Source organism: Sulfitobacter noctilucae (genome assembly GCF_000622365.1).
In the GTDB taxonomy this organism is placed as follows: domain Bacteria; phylum Pseudomonadota; class Alphaproteobacteria; order Rhodobacterales; family Rhodobacteraceae; genus Sulfitobacter; species Sulfitobacter noctilucae.
The window spans coordinates 270,798-285,739 of record NZ_JASC01000003.1 but is presented as its reverse complement, the minus strand read 5'-3'; the positions used below and the strand labels follow the sequence as shown (position 1 = coordinate 285,739).

Here is a 14,942-nt window from a genome sequence, read left to right as displayed (position 1 = left end):
CTCTTTTTGGCCCTATATCCCGCGGAGTTTGAGGCAGAGCCTCAAGTCAATTTTTCCCAAGGAAAAATCATAAAATCAAATGCGGGCTTGCCCGCTCCATTGCCTCACGTCCGCCGGAACGTCAGATAATGCGGCACACGGCCCTCGCGCAGAGCCTTCTGTTCATAGCGCGTTGAAATCCAGTCGTCCCAAGGGGCCCGCCAGTCACCGGGCCGCTCTGCAAGCCATTCGAAACCGAAACGCGGCACTTCTTCCAAAGTCTGGCGGACATAATCCTCGATATCCGTGGCCACCCGAAAGATCGCTCCCGGTTTCAACACGCGCGCCAGCGGTACCAGATGTTCTTCGGTCACAAACCGGCGTCGGTGGTGGCGCGCCTTGGGCCAGGGATCGGGATAAAGCAGGAACGCACGATCAATCGACGCCTCCGGCAGCACATCGAACATATCGCGCACGTCACCGGGGTGGACAGCAATGTTATCGGCCTCTGCCCGGCGAATCTTGCCCAACAACATGGCGACCCCGTTGATATAAGGCTCACACCCGATAATCCCCACGTCGGGATTGGCGACCGCTTGATGTACCAGATGCTCGCCACCGCCAAATCCGACCTCAAGCCAGACAGGGCGACCACCGAACAGCCCCTCCAGATCAAGCGTGTCGCGGGCGGGGTTGTCTTCCCAACTGACTGCGCCGGGCGAGAGATCACTAAGATCTTCCGCGATATAGCTGCGCTGGGACGGCTTGAGGCTCTTGCCTTTCAAGCGACCATAAAAATTGCGGCGGGGGCGTTGGGGTGTTGTCATGGGCAGCGCTTTAGCCTTTGCGCGAAAACACTGCAATGGGTCCGTCGATGCGGCTTACCCTTGTTAAAGTCCGCTTAATGCAATGTCGCTAGGCTTCTTCTACCCCTCGCAAAGGACCCCTGATGGCATTCGTCTCCCCCATTCCGGCCAAAAACAGACCCGCCGCAGATGGCGCACCGCCGCTCGCGGTCCTGATCCTTGATGATGAACGCTTTGACCGGCACCGTCTGGCCCGGCTTTGTTCGGGCCTCGACTTTCCCAGTGAGATCACCAATGCAAAGACACTGCAGGAATTCGGCACCCACCTGGAGGAAAGCAACTATGGGCTGATCCTTCTGGACTATGCTCTGCCTGACGGGACAGGACTGGATGCTTTGAAAATGGTGCAGCTCTGCGCCCGAAACCTGAACACACCGACGATCATGATATCGGGTCAGGCCGCACCCCTTGTCGCCGAAGAGGCCCGCACCATCGGCTGCAACAATTTCCTGTCCAAAGATGATCTCTCTGCCGACAGCTTTGACACAGTGATCCGTCACGCTCTGCGCGCAACCCTGCCAGCGGCCACCTTGCCCGCTTCGGCAACCGACAGCACCGATATTGAGGCATTGTTATCCATTTGCGCATTGCGTTGTGCACGAGACATCAAGCCGATGGTCAGCCGCCTGTTGCGACAAATGCGCGATCTGCGCGCCAGCCAGACTGATGCGCAAACCGATGGCCTCGCATCCATCGAACAGAATTGCATGAGCCTTTGGGCCTATTTGATCGAGATGGAGCGGCAAGACGGGGCCGTTCTGTTGTCAGAACTCAGCGCGGATTTGCGCCAAAACCACACCGTGCCAGATGCCGCGGAAACAATGGCAAAACGGGACCGCCCCCCCTCACCTTTCAGTGCACCACGCCACTGAAAAAGCGAAGGGCGGCACCTGTTACAGCACCGCCCTTCCATCATCTGTTCACTCGCAGATCGTCAGACCGCCGCTTTGAGCGCCTCTGCCAGATCAGTCTTTTCCCACGAAAAACCACCATCTGCATCCGGTGCACGACCAAAGTGCCCATAAGCTGCTGTCCGCTCATAGATCGGCTTGTTCAGCTGTAGATGTTCGCGGATACCGCGTGGCGTCAGGCTCATCACGTTGCGAATGGCCTTTTCAACCGCGGCATCGTCCACTTCGCCTGTGCCGAAGGTATCGCAATAGATCGACAGCGGTTCGCTGACCCCGATGGCATAGCTCAGCTGGATCGTGCATTTCGACGCCATGCCGGATGCGACCACATTCTTCGCCAGATAGCGTGCTGCATAGGCAGCAGAGCGATCCACCTTGGTTGGATCCTTGCCCGAGAACGCCCCGCCGCCATGAGGGGCCGCACCGCCGTAGGTGTCGACGATGATCTTGCGGCCCGTCAGGCCCGCATCGCCATCTGGTCCGCCGATCACGAACACACCGGTCGGGTTCACATGCCATGCCGTGTTTTCGTCGATCCACCCCTCGGGCAGAACCTCGCGGATGTAAGGCTCGACAATGGCGCGGATGTCGGCGCTGGTCTGTGTCTCGCTCTCATGCTGCGTGGACAGGACGATCGATGATACACCGACCGGCTTGCCATTTTCGTAGCGCACTGAAAGCTGGCTTTTGGCATCGGGGCGCAGAGTAGGCTCTGTACCATCCTTGCGGACCTCGGCCAAGCGGCGCAGGATCGCATGGGCGTAATGGATCGGCGCAGGCATCAGGTGCTCTGTCTCATCTGTGGCAAAGCCGAACATGATGCCCTGGTCGCCCGCACCTTCGTCCTTGTCGTCCTTTGCATCCACGCCCTGTGCGATATGCGCGGATTGCTCATGCAGCAGATTGGTAATTTCGCAGGTGGCATGGTGAAACTTGTCTTGCTCATAGCCGATGTCTTTGATGCAAGCGCGGGCGATGCCTTCGATCTTGCCCATGTATTCGGACAGCTTGTCCTGATCACTCAGACCGACTTCGCCCCCGATCACAACACGATCGGTCGTGGCAAAAGTTTCCGCCGCCACGCGGGCCTCTGGTTCCTCGCTCAGGAAAGCATCGAGAACCGCATCGGAAATACGGTCGCATACCTTGTCAGGATGCCCTTCCGAGACGGACTCGGAAGTGAAAATATAGTTCTGTCGGGACATATCTGCTCCAATAATGATTGCAATGCCACGTCAGGAAGCCGTTGTGACATCGATTGCGCTTGCTTACCGACCGCCCTTGTAGCGGTCAATCGCTAAGGTTTCGTTCAGCGCGAAGCCGCATTGTTGCCATAAAAACGAGCCCCAGAAGCAACACAACCGCAAAGGGCAGATCGCCTGTGCGGCTATAAAGCGTGGGCGGCAATGGCGCCGGCAGCGCGGCATCAAGAAAGCCGGAAGTGTTCAGCGGCAGGGCTGCGGCGACGCGGCCATATGGGTCAATCATTGCCGAGACGCCGGTGTTTGCCGCCCGAGCCAGCGGAAGGCCTTGCTCGATAGCGCGCATCTGGGCCTGCGCCAGATGTTGACGCGGGCCAGCGGCCTTGCCGAACCACGCATCATTGGTCAATTGGATCAGGAATTCAGGACGTTCCGGGGCGGCGTTCACATCGTGGGCAAAGACAGCCTCGTAGCAGATCAGCGGCAAAGCTCGGCCCAGTGGGCCAAAATCCAGCACCTGTGGACCCGGTCCAGAGGCGTATCCACCAAGCGCCCGATCGGCCAATCCAAACACGCCGATCCGCGCCATCAGATCCGCAAAAGGCATGTATTCGCCGAAGGGCACCAGATGATGTTTGTCGTAGGTCTGCATCACCCCGCCTGCGGCATCCAGCACGACCATCGAATTATAATACTGCATGTCATCGCGACGCTGAACGCCCAGCGCGACAGGGGCCCCGCCGCCGGCCTGTGCGATCTGTACCAATGCGGGTTCGGCACGATCCAGCACCCAAGGAATTGCCGTTTCAGACCAGAGCACGAGATCGGGCGGCGTTTTGCCTGCTTCCGGTGCCGCAGCGGTCAGCTTTAACTGCCGGGCGAAAAAGACCGGAATTTGGTCGGGGTCCCATTTGTCACGTTGTGCCGCATTGGGTTGGATCAGGCGGATAGACTGCCCGGTCAGCGCGGCCTCCGGTGCCATCGGCGGCAGCAGGGCAGATCCAAGAGCGAGCAGCAGCGCACAATAGCGCAGGATACGCTCCGCCGCGGTAAGACCGCGCAAGGCAAGCCCGACCGCAACTGCCACGATCACCAAATTCAGCACATAAGGGCCAATCCATGCCAGTGCCTGCCCGCCCGCCACATTGATCATCGCTTGCGCAGGCATGGCCCAGGGAAAGCCGGTAAAGATATAGGCACGTAGCAGTTCAACGGCAGGCAAACACAGGATCAACGGCCAGGCGCGCAGTGGGTCGAACCGCCGTGCAAGGTAGAAGGCCATTCCCCAGAAGAGCGCCAACCCCGCCGACAGGAACAGCAAGGCAAAGGGGGCCATCCACCCGTGCCGTGCGACATCAACCATGAAAGGCGAGACAATCCATTGCAGCGCGTGGGCAAAATAGCCCAGCCCGAATGCCCAACCAAAAAACGCTGCCTGACGCGGGTTTGTGCAGTCGTGGTAAACGAAGACAGCAAAGGCGAAGGCCGCGACCAATAGGACCGGCTGATCGTAGGGGGCCTGCCCGAAAGCTGCCAGCGCCCCGAGTGCAACGCCTATGCCGCTCCGACGCAGCGACGCCATTCGGTCTGTCACCCGTTGGCACCCATCGTGCGTACACGCAGACGTTTGATGCGGCGGGGGTCCGCGTCGATCACCTCGAACTCCGGGCCATCGGGGTGCAGCACCACCTCGCCTCGTGCGGGGACGCGCCCCGACAGCATGAAGACCAAACCGCCAAGCGTGTCGATTTCCTCTTCGTCCACATCGTCATGGTCGGTCAGGGAATGCCCGATCTCGGCTTCAAAATCTTCAAGTGGCGTTTTTGCCAGCGCCAGATAGGTGCCGGGTTTCTCAACCGTCCAATAGATCCCTTCATCGACGTCATGTTCGTCTTCGATCTCGCCGATGACCTGTTCGATAAGGTCTTCGATGGTGACCAGTCCGTCCACGCCGCCGTATTCGTCGATGACCAAGGCCATATGGCGCCGCTCGGCCTGCATTTTGGTCAGCAGAACACCAATCGTCATCGAGGGCGGCACGAACAGCAGAGGACGTAGCAGGCCGGGCAGATCAAAGGTCTTGGCCGCGCCGTTGAACCCGTACTCCAGCGCAAAATCCTTGAGGTGTGCCAGACCCACAGGGGTATCAAGCGTGCCATCATAGACCGGAAGCCGGGTCATCCCGCTTTCTTTAAAGATGGCAACCAGTTCGTCCATGCTTGAACCGATCGGGACCGCAACAATGTCTGCCTTGGGGATCGCCACGTCATCCACCCGCATCCGGCGCAGGTTCATCATGCCGCGTGCTGTTACCCCGTCCACGAGGGGCGGTGTCATTTCGCTGGAATCGTCACTGTCCGATGGACTGAGCGCCTCAATAACGCGGGAAAAGAAACCACCGCTCTTTGCGGTCTGGTCTTCTTGCGAGTCTAATTCTTCATCCTCTTGCGCGCGCGGCGCTGCATTAGATGATCCGTCTGTGTCGCCCATTTGGTCCTGTCTTATGAAGCAGCGGGTCCAGCCGCCTAAGAATCCCTATATGGGTCATTCAGACCCATTTTGCCAAGTATTTTGACCTCCAGCCCTTCCATAAGAGCGGCATCCCGCGTGGTTTCATGATCAAACCCCAATAGATGCAGGGTCGCATGTACCATCAGATGGGTGATGTGGTCGGCGAGCAGCTTCGAATGTGCCGTGGCCTCAGCCACGCAGGTTTCATAGGCAATCGCGATATCACCCAACTCGATGGCCCCGTCGGGGCCGGGCTCTGGTGGTTCGGGCATGCCGCCATCACTCATCGCTGCGCGCTCTTCGCTGGGCCAGCTAAGCACATTGGTCGGGGTGGGTTTGTCCCTGAAATCCGCATTCAGTGTGGCGATGCGAGCGTCATCACAGGCGAGGATACTGACTTCGCTCGTCTGCCAATCCACCTGAAGATAGGTCAACGTCGCCCGCACCGCCGCAAGCGCCAGCGCGTCGAAATCGACGGCATCCCAGCGGGGGTCTTCAAGGGAGATGTCCATGTTCTGCATCAGGCGTTTTCTTTCGGAGGCTCTGCCTCCGGACCTCCGCGGGATTTAGGGCCAAAAAGAGAAAGCGCTAGCCGGTAGGGCTGTCTGCTTCATAGGCCTCAATGATGGCGGCGACCAAGGGATGGCGCACGACGTCTTTGGAGGTGAAGTAGTTGAAGCTGATCTTGGGGATGGTTTTCAGCAAACGCTCCGCATCGGCCAAGCCAGACGGAACGCCGCGCGGCAGGTCGATCTGGGTGCGGTCTCCGGTGATCACCATGCGGGAGCCTTCACCCAAGCGGGTCAGAAACATCTTCATCTGCATCGAGGTGGCGTTTTGTGCTTCGTCCAACACCACAAACGCATTGGCCAGCGTGCGCCCGCGCATAAACGCAAGGGGTGCAATTTCGATGCGCTTTTCCTCGATCAGTTTAGCCAGTTGCTTGCCCGGGAGAAAGTCGTTCAGCGCGTCATACAAGGGCTGCATGTACGGATCGACCTTGTCCTTCATATCGCCGGGCAGATATCCGAGCTTTTCGCCCGCCTCTACCGCCGGACGGCTGAGGATGATCCGGTCCACATGCCCGCCGATGAACATCGAAACGCCGACGGCAACCGCAAGATAGGTTTTACCTGTCCCCGCAGGGCCGATGCCAAATGCGAGTTCATTGTCGAACAAAGAGGTGACGTAGGCTTTTTGCGCTTCGGTGCGCGGCTCCACCCTTTTCTTGCGGGTCTGGATTTCGATCGTTTCGCCCACCGGCATTTCAAGCTGGTCGCCCTGGAACGTTCCTGTGTCGGCTTCAGCGCCCCCCATGCGCAACATGCTGTCGACTTCGGCCTGTGTCACCGCGCGCCCGCCTTCAAGGCGTACGTAGAGCGCCCCCAGCACCTGCCCTGCCTGTGCGCTTGCCTCGGCATCGCCAAGGATGCTCAACTGGTTGCCACGCCGCACGATCTGAACCTCGAACGCTTTCTCGATGGTGGCCAGATGCGCGTCATAGGCACCACAGAGATCAACCAAAAGGCGGTTGTCAGGGAATTCGATCACAACGGGTTTGGCCGCAGAGGGCGCTGTCAACAGATCGCTTGAAGGCAAGGGAAGCTCCTTGGTGTGAGGTGTAAACTTTGAGATAGGGAGGCGGCTGTCAAAATACACCCCCCAAACGCAAAACGGGCCGGAGTGCTGCGCACTCCGGCCCGGCTATGGAGCATTGGTCAGCCAAGATCAGTTTGGATCCGGAATGAACGAGCCACCTTTGAAATCACCCACGGTATGTGTTGGTGGTGCAACGCCGGAACAGACGGGCTTGCCGAATTTGTCCAGACGCGCCGACAGATAGCCTTCGACACCATCGTCGATGATCCAGTGGTCACAGCCGTTCGGGTCGACCCAGATGCCCGCCTGAAGCGTGCTCAGATGGTGACCATTGATACCCCGGTCGCGCGTCTTGTCGGACGGATAGCCGCGGAGGCCGTTTTCAAAGTCGCCGCAGGCAGTCAGTCCGAACCCAAGGGCCGTCACGAGAAGAATTTTGGATTTGATCACGAAACGTCCCCTTAGCGTATGCAAATGATTTCGACGCGGCGGTTCTTTGCCATGCCATGAGCGGAATTATTGGCAGCCACCGGCATGCGTTCGCCGTAGCCGCGCACATCGGCAATCCGTGCGCCTGTCGCAGCAGCAATCGCCGCAACCGCATTGGCCCGGTTATAGCTCAGCTTCATGTTGTACGCATCAGAGGCGCGGCTGTCGGTGTGGCCGGTGATAATATAGGAAACAGCACCTGTGGTTTGGAAGAAATTGGCCAGACGCCGCTTGCCCGCCTTGTGAATGCGGTAGCTGTCCGTGGCAAAAAACTGATCCGAGTTCATCACGCCACAGACATTGCCCCGGCGGCAGACCGGAATGCCCTGACGGCTGGTGTGAGGTGTCATATAGCCTTCGGCACCATCATCCATGACCCAGTGTTCGCAGCCATCGGGATCCACCCAGATGGTTGGCGTGTACACGCCCTTGTCCCGTCCACCCTGCGAACGTGTTTGTGCATCCGCAAATGATGCCGGCAGCGCGATCGCCGCAACAAGTGACAGCGTCGCCACCGCGCGGATCGCTTTGGAGATTGTGTTCACCACAGCATTTTCCTTTTATCATTCCCCCACGAAAGACATCCCCGTCCCAACGTGTGGACGCCCCGCTTATCGGCATACGTTAGGTAATATTTTCGGCGCTGTGAAGCGCTGATATCTACATTTAGTGTTTAATTTCACAGTAAACACATGGGGATCATTGGTTTTTCACGCAATCCGACCCGAACACATTGGGCTTAAAGGTAGTCCAACGATCAATATTTTCGGTCGCCCTACGCGACCCGGTGGAAATACCGCCACCGATTCTGTGTCAGGGGCGCTGGCCAATTAGATGAAATCTTCTTTCCCGCCGGGGTGGAAATTTCGCTGTTTGCTACAGGACTCGCTGGTTCAAACAGTCGGAACTGCGGCGATAACAGGTGCAATTCATGCGTATTAACCATTTGTTAACGAAATAACTTGGAAAGCAGGGGGCGCCTCGGTAACGCTTGATCTGTCAGACCTCGACAGTGCTCAGAACATTCGCCTGCGGCGTCGACGGTTCGACAATTTTCTGGCCGGATGATGCGCCGGCGCGGACCTGGGGAGGCCAATATGTTCATTAAAATCTGTTCTATCGCTATCGCTATCGCTACCGCAGTCAGTTTGCCTGCGATGGCCAACGCTGGCGGCGGTGCCAAACATCATCACCATGGTGCATACGGCCCGACCGGCCACCAGATCGTTGTCAGCTGCTTTCGCGGCCCTTGGAAAGAAGTGATCTGGGATCGTCCAAATGCGGTTTTCATCGACTCGCTGGTGTCGGTCGGATACGATTTTTCAACCGCGCAGGCGATTGGCGAGCGGGTCTGCCGCGATCAGCGCCTTGTGGGCAATCCAGCAGCGCTTAAAACCACAATGGAACGCATCTGGTACGACCGCGCCTCGCACCGCAAGCACAACTACTAAAGCTCAGACCAGAACCGATGCAAGCGAGTTGGTTTTGGCTTCGATTACCCGGACGCGGACGATATCGCCAATCTGGGCCGCGCAGTCGAGAATATGGACGGAGTGCAGGTATTCGGACTTGCCGACCATCTGCCCCGCCTCGCGGCCTTTGCGTTCAATCAGCACCGACACCTCGCGACCGACCATCTCACGTTGGATGTCATGCTGGTGGCCCGTGATCAGCGCCTGCAATCTCTGCAGGCGATCATCTGCCACATCGGCGTCGACCAAGGGCCGCTCTGCCGCAGGCGTGCCGGGCCGTGTGGAGTATTTGAACGAATAGGCATAGCCGTAACGCACCTGCCGCACCAATTCCATCGTTGCCTCGAAATCCGCATCGGTTTCTTCGGGGAAGCCCACGATAAAATCACCTGATAGAATAATGTCGGGGCGTGCGGCGCGAATACGCTCGATCAGCCGCAAGTAGCTTTCGGCGGTATGGCTGCGGTTCATCCGTTTCAGAATACGGTCCGAGCCCGACTGCACCGGCAAATGCAGATAGGGCATCAATTCGGGTACCTCGGCATGGGCCGCAATCAGCGCATCATCCATGTCGTTGGGGTGGCTTGTGGTGTAGCGGATCCGCTCCAGCCCATCGACCCCCGCCAGATCACGGATCAATCCGGCCAGACCGCCCTCATGACCGTGATAGGCATTCACGTTCTGGCCCAACAGCGTCACCTCGCGCACGCCGCGCTCCACCAGTTCGCGGGCCTCCTGCATCACGCGTGGCGCGGGTCGGCTGACTTCGGCACCACGGGTATAGGGCACCACGCAAAATGCGCAGAACTTGTCGCATCCTTCCTGCACAGTCAAAAATGCCGCAGGTGCGCGCCGCGCTTTGGGGCGGGATTTGAGGTGATCGAATTTGTCTTCTTCCGGAAAATCGGTGTCGAGCGCGGTTTCGCCCCGGCTCAGACGTTCCTCCATCTGAGGCAGGCGATGATAGCTTTGCGGGCCGACCACCAGATCGACCGCGGGCTGACGGCGCATGATCTCGGCCCCTTCAGCCTGCGCCACACAGCCGGCCACCCCGATCTTGAGGTCCGGCTTCAGCGCCTTGAGCGGTTTCAAACGCCCCAATTCGGAATAGACCTTTTCCGCCGCCTTTTCGCGGATGTGGCATGTGTTGAGCAGAATCATATCAGCATCGTCGGCACGGTCGGTTTCGACATAGCCCTGCCCGCCCATCGCCTCGGCCATGCGCTCGCTGTCATAGACATTCATCTGACAGCCATAGGTCTTGATAAAGAGCTTTTTAGGCGCTGACATGGCAAGGTTCCGGAGGTTGCTGGAAATCAAGCGCGGTTTAGCAGCGCGACCCGACGCTTGCAATGCACAGCGAATTGACCGATTCTGGTGCAAAACAAGAGCTGTTGAGGTGCCATGCAATACGCCAGCCTTTCCGATATGATCGCCGCTGAACGCGCAACCCTTGCCAAAGGGCCGATTGCGATTGTCATGGTCGAGGACGATGTCGAGATCGACACAACCCTGCGCCACCATGAGCAGATGGGCTTTGCCGCGATCATCGCGCTGATGCCCGCAATCTTTGACCTGCCGCGCGACCTACAGGAAACCGTGCTGCGGGTTGATTATAACACGTCCGCTGAGGATGCTTTGGAAACCGCGATCAACACCCTGATGGAGCCTCTGGCCGGGCAATGGGTCTATTATTGCTACAATGCGGAATACCTGTTTTTCCCGTTCTGCGAGACGCGCAATGTCATCGAAATGCTGACCTACCATACCGAAGAACGGCGTGATGCAATGCTGGCTTATGTCATCGACCTCTATTCCGATGACCTGCACCAACACCCCAATGCAGTCTCGCTGGACCGGGCGCATCTGGACCGATCAGGTTATTATGCGCTGGCGCGACTGGACGCCGACAACCACGACCACCCCAAGGAACGGCAACTCGATTTCTTCGGCGGCCTGCGCTGGCGTTACGAAGAACACGTCCCTGCCGTACGCCGCAAGATCGACCGAATTCCGCTTTTTCGCGCCAAAAAGGGGCTGAAAATCCGCTGGGACCACACGTTTTCCGACGAAGAATACAACACATATGCCTGCCCGTGGCACCACAATATCACCACGGCGATCTGCTCGTTCCGCACCGCCAAAGCGCTGAAAAGCAACCCCGGCAGCAAATACGAGATCGAGACCTTCAAATGGCACAATTCAGCACCGTTTGAGTGGCACTCGCGTCAGCTGCTTGATCTGGGGCTGATGGAACCGGGGCAGTGGTTTTAGGCCCGGCCAATTCTATCTCAAAATCACCGCGCCGCCTTGGTCTTTTCTTTCAACTCTTTCTGGACTTCATCAACCTGCCCCGCTGCCGTCTTGTAGCCCATGCCGATCTTCTTCATCAGCGCCTGAAGCTTTTTCGACTTCTCATCCGCCTTCACCTCGTCCTTCATCTTGGTCTTGGTCAGCTTCGCTTCCTTCTCGAATCCTGCCAGCGTCTCAAGCAGCTTTTCCGCGTCCTTTATCAGTTTCTCAGCAACCTTGATCTTGTCCTCTTCGAGCGCCGATTTGGCTCCGTCGCAGGCCGACTTGATCTTTTTGCTATGACCATCGACCGTCTTCTCGGTCTTGGCACGGTTGGCATCGGCGAGCGGTTCGGGAAATTCCTTGGGCGTCACTGAATCGACAGCTTGCTTGACGATGGCGTCCACCGTTCGCTGCATATTCAGCCCGTACATCACCATAAAGCTTTTGGTCGATCCGAGAATATTCTCGGCCTTTTTCAACTCGGGCAAAGCGCGCTTGGCTTCCTTGATGGTGGCCATCGTTGGAATATCCGCTGTACCGCCGCCTTTCTTTAAATCCTTCTCAACGGTAGTTACGCGCTTTGTCAGTTCCGCGTTCAACTCTTTGGCCTCCTTGGTGAACGCCTCTAATTTGTCCAGATCCGCGTGATAGATTTTCAGCGCCGCCTGCCATGTCTTGAAGGGTTTGGTCACCTTGGCGTGCTTCAGAAAGGGTGCGGATTTCTTGCCCGGCACTCCCGCTGTGCGCGCCTCGATCACTGCTTCTTTCATCGCATCTTCGGCGTCCCAGGTTTTCTCCAGATTGGCCACCATGGCCTTTTTGATCTTTTCGCCTTCTTTTGGCGACAGTTCATTCAAACGCTTCTTGGTGGCTTTAAAATCCTTGACGAAGGTTTCGACTTCATTGGGCATGATGTGCTCCGAAATAGCTGTAGGAAAACCGAGCTTGAAAGGGTCGGGCTTAAAATAAAGGTGCCCTGCCAAAAGCTAGCCGCAGATCACGGATCAATGCAACGCCGCCTGTGATCAGGCGCACATCTAGTTGGTGCGGAGGACAGGAAACCAGTCTTCGCGCAAACGATCACCCGCAGTCATGTCATGTCCCGGAAAGGGAGGCGAGGTTGGCCCTGGCCGTTCTACATAGCGCGCATCATCTCCGACCAGCCGCAGCGAAAATGCGCGGCGGCGGGCGGCAGCGGTATTGCCCCGCGCGCCATGCAGGATACCGTAGTTGAACGCCACCGCATCCCCCGGTGCCATGTCCCACTCGCGGATATCCATGCCCTCCGCATCCGGGTCGGGCACGGGCATATAGGGTGCCGGATCGAAAAAGGCATCGCCCTTTGCCCAGCGCGTCGGCAGCACCGGCTTTTCCCACAAATGCGATCCCGCGACACAACGCAGGGTGGCATCGGTCACAGGATCAAGCGGCGACCAGAAACTGACGGTCTGACGCCCTTCGACAAAATAATAGGGACCGTCCTGATGCCAGGGCGTGGCCATGGATGTGCCCGGTTCTTTGACCAGCACATGATCGTGGAACAATTGCGCCCGATCGCTTTGCATCAAGGCCGCACCGACTTCTGCGGCGGCAGAGGTGCGGATCACCTGTTCGAATTCGGGGATCCGCTGCCAATTGCAATAGTCGTCAAAAAACCGTCCGGTCTCGCCCGCTTTATCGTTGTTTGAAGCGTATGGGCCGGGATCATCCATGTTCCGCGCCACACCGGCCCGCAACTGCTCAACATGATCGGCAAACAACCCTTTGATCAGCACGACCCCATCGCGCTGGTAAACATCAATCTGGTCTTGGGAAACGAGCGGATGCACCAAACCGGGAAGCGGGGATTAGCCCGCCGTACCTTTGCGACGCAGGCGGATCACAACGTCAACCGATGCAATCTCTGCCCCTTCGGGCGCGTCGGGCAAACCTGTGATCACCAGTTGGTCAGACGGCGCGTCGGTCAGCCGACCGTCATCTTCCCAGAAGAAATGCGGATGGTCATGTGTGTTTGTATCGAAATAGCTCTTGGAGCCATCAACCGTGACTTCCTGCAACAACCCGGCATCGCAGAAAGCCCGCAGTGTGTTGTAGACCGTGGCCAGCGATACTGAATCGCCCTGCCCTTTTGCGGCGTCAAACAGACTTTCTGCTGTGACATGGCGATGCTGCCCATCCCCCACAAGCAACCCTGCCAGCGTCACACGCTGCCGCGTCGGACGTACGCCTGCCGCTTCCAGCCACCGTGTGCCGTTTTCGTGTTGCGTTAATGTCATGGATCGCTCCGCTTTCTCTGTGTCCTTAATATAGGGTAGCTTGCAGCCAGTTTTCAATTGCAAATCAGGAAAGTGGCATTTGAGTGCATGTTTGTGTGTCTCTTGCCATCGCAGCTTTCCTGCCCTGCCCTTGCGATGAACCCGCGCGATAGGTAAACCCGTTCCAATACCTTACCTGCAGGAGAGCTCGAATGGCCGATTACCCCACCAGCTTTGACAAAGAAGGTCTGTTGAAATGCGCCGCAGGTGAGCTTTTTGGCCCCGGCAACGCGCAGCTTCCTGCGCCACCGATGCTGATGATGGACCGGATCACCGATGTTTCAGCGGATGGCGGCGCGCATGGTAAAGGGCATATTACAGCGGAATTCGATATCACGCCGGATCTATGGTTCTTTGACTGCCATTTCCCCGGCAACCCCATCATGCCCGGCTGTCTGGGTCTTGACGGTCTATGGCAATTGACCGGCTTCAACCTCGGCTGGCGCGGCTGGCAGGGGCGCGGTTATGCGCTGGGCGTAGGCGAGGTAAAACTGACCGGCATGGTGCGGCCTGACCGCAAGGTGTTGACCTACAAGATCGATTTCACCAAGGCGATCCAGACACGGCGGCTTACAATGGGTGTCGCCGACGGCATCGTGGAAGCCGACGGCGAGGTGATCTATCAGGTGAAAGATATGAAAGTCGCGCTGAGCGAAAGCTAGGCTGACTGCATATCCAGCGCCTTCCCATCATAGGTGCCGTTCACCGCGGCATCGGCAAGGACCGCTGCCACATCTGCGCGGCTTGCTTTGGCAGATTTGTCCACGTCTGATCCCAACTTGATGCCATCCGAACGCCCGTCATCGGTCAAGGCCACCGGGCGCAGGATGGCATAGGAAAGGCCCGACGCTTTCAGGTGCTCATCCGCATCATGCTTTGCCTTCAGATAATGGGCTAAGTCGCCCTCGGGGTTCGATGCATCCGCACCGACCGAGCTGAGCATCACGAAACGCGAAACGCCCGCCTTGGCGGCGATATCCGTAAGTCGCATCGCACCGTCGCGATCGACTTTGTCCGTCATATCGGATCCCGTATCGCCACCTGAACCTGCCGCAAAAACCACCACGTCCATGTCGGCGCAAATGTCATCCGTCAGATTTGTCAGGTCCCCTTTGCGCTGGGCTGTCCCCTTTGGCAGGACACTGGTATCAGACCCGTCACGCACTAGTGCGACGGGCGTGTGACCCATTTGGGCGATGTCGGCGACCAATTGGCGGCCGGTTTTGCCGGTCGATCCGGCGACAAGAACATTCATGCTCATGATATTAAGCTCCTTGAGGTATTAATGGCGGCAGGCAGCGCT

17 protein-coding genes and 1 riboswitch are annotated in these 14,942 nt (G+C 58.0%); of the genes, 4 read left to right on the top strand and 13 right to left on the bottom strand.

What is annotated here, in order from left to right:
• Positions 1 to 104: 104 nt before the first annotated feature.
• Positions 105 to 806 (bottom strand): tRNA (guanine(46)-N(7))-methyltransferase TrmB, encoded by a 702-nt coding sequence (gene trmB, locus Z945_RS0103815; protein WP_025050798.1) that lies wholly within the window; start codon positions 804 to 806, stop codon positions 105 to 107.
• A 122-nt stretch (positions 807 to 928) separates the two neighbouring features.
• Between trmB and Z945_RS0103810 the strand changes: the two genes are divergently transcribed.
• Complete coding sequence (locus Z945_RS0103810) at positions 929 to 1,717, top strand: response regulator (protein ID WP_025050797.1); 789 nt, start codon at positions 929 to 931, stop codon at positions 1,715 to 1,717.
• 62 nt (positions 1,718 to 1,779) lie between these two features.
• On the opposite strand, the gene metK is transcribed toward Z945_RS0103810, so the two are convergent.
• The 7 genes from metK to Z945_RS0103775 all read right to left on the bottom strand — a co-directional run bounded on the left by metK (position 1,780) and on the right by Z945_RS0103775 (position 8,105).
• Positions 1,780 to 2,961: a methionine adenosyltransferase gene (gene metK, locus Z945_RS0103805; protein ID WP_025050796.1), complete on the bottom strand. Its 1,182-nt coding sequence runs from the start codon at positions 2,959 to 2,961 to the stop codon at positions 1,780 to 1,782.
• Positions 2,962 to 2,964: 3 nt separating this feature from the next.
• A riboswitch (SAM-SAH riboswitch) is annotated at positions 2,965 to 3,014 on the bottom strand.
• A 32-nt stretch (positions 3,015 to 3,046) separates the two neighbouring features.
• Positions 3,047 to 4,540 carry an apolipoprotein N-acyltransferase gene (gene lnt, locus Z945_RS0103800; RefSeq protein ID WP_152541054.1) on the bottom strand — a complete coding sequence of 498 codons (1,494 nt, stop codon included), beginning with the start codon at positions 4,538 to 4,540 and terminating at the stop codon, positions 3,047 to 3,049.
• An 8-nt stretch (positions 4,541 to 4,548) separates the two neighbouring features.
• A complete protein-coding gene (locus Z945_RS0103795) occupies positions 4,549 to 5,448 on the bottom strand; it encodes a hemolysin family protein (RefSeq protein WP_025050794.1) in 900 nt (299 codons plus the stop codon).
• 35 nt (positions 5,449 to 5,483) lie between these two features.
• Positions 5,484 to 5,990 carry an rRNA maturation RNase YbeY gene (gene ybeY / locus Z945_RS0103790; RefSeq protein ID WP_025050793.1) on the bottom strand — a complete coding sequence of 169 codons (507 nt, stop codon included), beginning with the start codon at positions 5,988 to 5,990 and terminating at the stop codon, positions 5,484 to 5,486.
• A gap of 67 nt (positions 5,991 to 6,057) precedes the next feature.
• Positions 6,058 to 7,068: a PhoH family protein gene (locus tag Z945_RS0103785; protein WP_025050792.1), complete on the bottom strand. Its 1,011-nt coding sequence runs from the start codon at positions 7,066 to 7,068 to the stop codon at positions 6,058 to 6,060.
• 129 nt (positions 7,069 to 7,197) lie between these two features.
• A complete protein-coding gene (locus Z945_RS0103780) occupies positions 7,198 to 7,518 on the bottom strand; it encodes a hypothetical protein (protein WP_174412324.1) in 321 nt (106 codons plus the stop codon).
• Between the two features lie 11 nt (positions 7,519 to 7,529).
• Positions 7,530 to 8,105, bottom strand: a complete 576-nt coding sequence (locus tag Z945_RS0103775) for an OmpA family protein (RefSeq protein ID WP_025050790.1) — start codon at positions 8,103 to 8,105, stop codon at positions 7,530 to 7,532.
• 549 nt (positions 8,106 to 8,654) lie between these two features.
• On the opposite strand from Z945_RS0103775, the gene Z945_RS0103770 reads away from it, so the two are divergent.
• Entirely contained in the window at positions 8,655 to 9,008 is a 354-nt protein-coding gene (locus Z945_RS0103770) for a hypothetical protein (protein WP_152541042.1), read from the top strand.
• Positions 9,009 to 9,011: 3 nt separating this feature from the next.
• Here the strand turns inward: Z945_RS0103770 and miaB are convergent, their stop codons facing one another.
• Positions 9,012 to 10,319, bottom strand: a complete 1,308-nt coding sequence (gene miaB / locus Z945_RS0103765; protein ID WP_025050788.1) for a tRNA (N6-isopentenyl adenosine(37)-C2)-methylthiotransferase MiaB — start codon at positions 10,317 to 10,319, stop codon at positions 9,012 to 9,014.
• Positions 10,320 to 10,433: 114 nt separating this feature from the next.
• Here miaB and Z945_RS0103760 point away from each other — a divergent pair, with 114 nt between their 5' ends.
• Positions 10,434 to 11,303: a hypothetical protein gene (locus Z945_RS0103760; RefSeq protein ID WP_025050787.1), complete on the top strand. Its 870-nt coding sequence runs from the start codon at positions 10,434 to 10,436 to the stop codon at positions 11,301 to 11,303.
• Between the two features lie 23 nt (positions 11,304 to 11,326).
• Here the strand turns inward: Z945_RS0103760 and Z945_RS0103755 are convergent, their stop codons facing one another.
• The 3 genes from Z945_RS0103755 to irrA all read right to left on the bottom strand — a co-directional run bounded on the left by Z945_RS0103755 (position 11,327) and on the right by irrA (position 13,600).
• Positions 11,327 to 12,235 (bottom strand): hypothetical protein, encoded by a 909-nt coding sequence (locus Z945_RS0103755; RefSeq protein ID WP_025050786.1) that lies wholly within the window; start codon positions 12,233 to 12,235, stop codon positions 11,327 to 11,329.
• A gap of 126 nt (positions 12,236 to 12,361) precedes the next feature.
• Positions 12,362 to 13,156 carry a phytanoyl-CoA dioxygenase family protein gene (locus Z945_RS0103750; RefSeq protein ID WP_025050785.1) on the bottom strand — a complete coding sequence of 265 codons (795 nt, stop codon included), beginning with the start codon at positions 13,154 to 13,156 and terminating at the stop codon, positions 12,362 to 12,364.
• A gap of 15 nt (positions 13,157 to 13,171) precedes the next feature.
• Positions 13,172 to 13,600, bottom strand: coding sequence for an iron response transcriptional regulator IrrA (gene irrA / locus Z945_RS0103745; RefSeq protein ID WP_025050784.1), 429 nt, complete (start codon positions 13,598 to 13,600; stop codon positions 13,172 to 13,174).
• A 191-nt stretch (positions 13,601 to 13,791) separates the two neighbouring features.
• Between irrA and fabA the strand changes: the two genes are divergently transcribed.
• Entirely contained in the window at positions 13,792 to 14,301 is a 510-nt protein-coding gene (fabA, locus tag Z945_RS0103740) for a bifunctional 3-hydroxydecanoyl-ACP dehydratase/trans-2-decenoyl-ACP isomerase (protein WP_025050783.1), read from the top strand.
• On the opposite strand, the gene Z945_RS0103735 is transcribed toward fabA, so the two are convergent.
• The gene (locus Z945_RS0103735; protein ID WP_025050782.1) at positions 14,298 to 14,894 is read right to left on the bottom strand and encodes an SDR family oxidoreductase; all 597 of its coding nucleotides are present in this window, start codon (positions 14,892 to 14,894) and stop codon (positions 14,298 to 14,300) included. The genes fabA and Z945_RS0103735 overlap by 4 nt on opposite strands.
• Between the last annotated feature and the right edge of the window lie 48 nt (positions 14,895 to 14,942).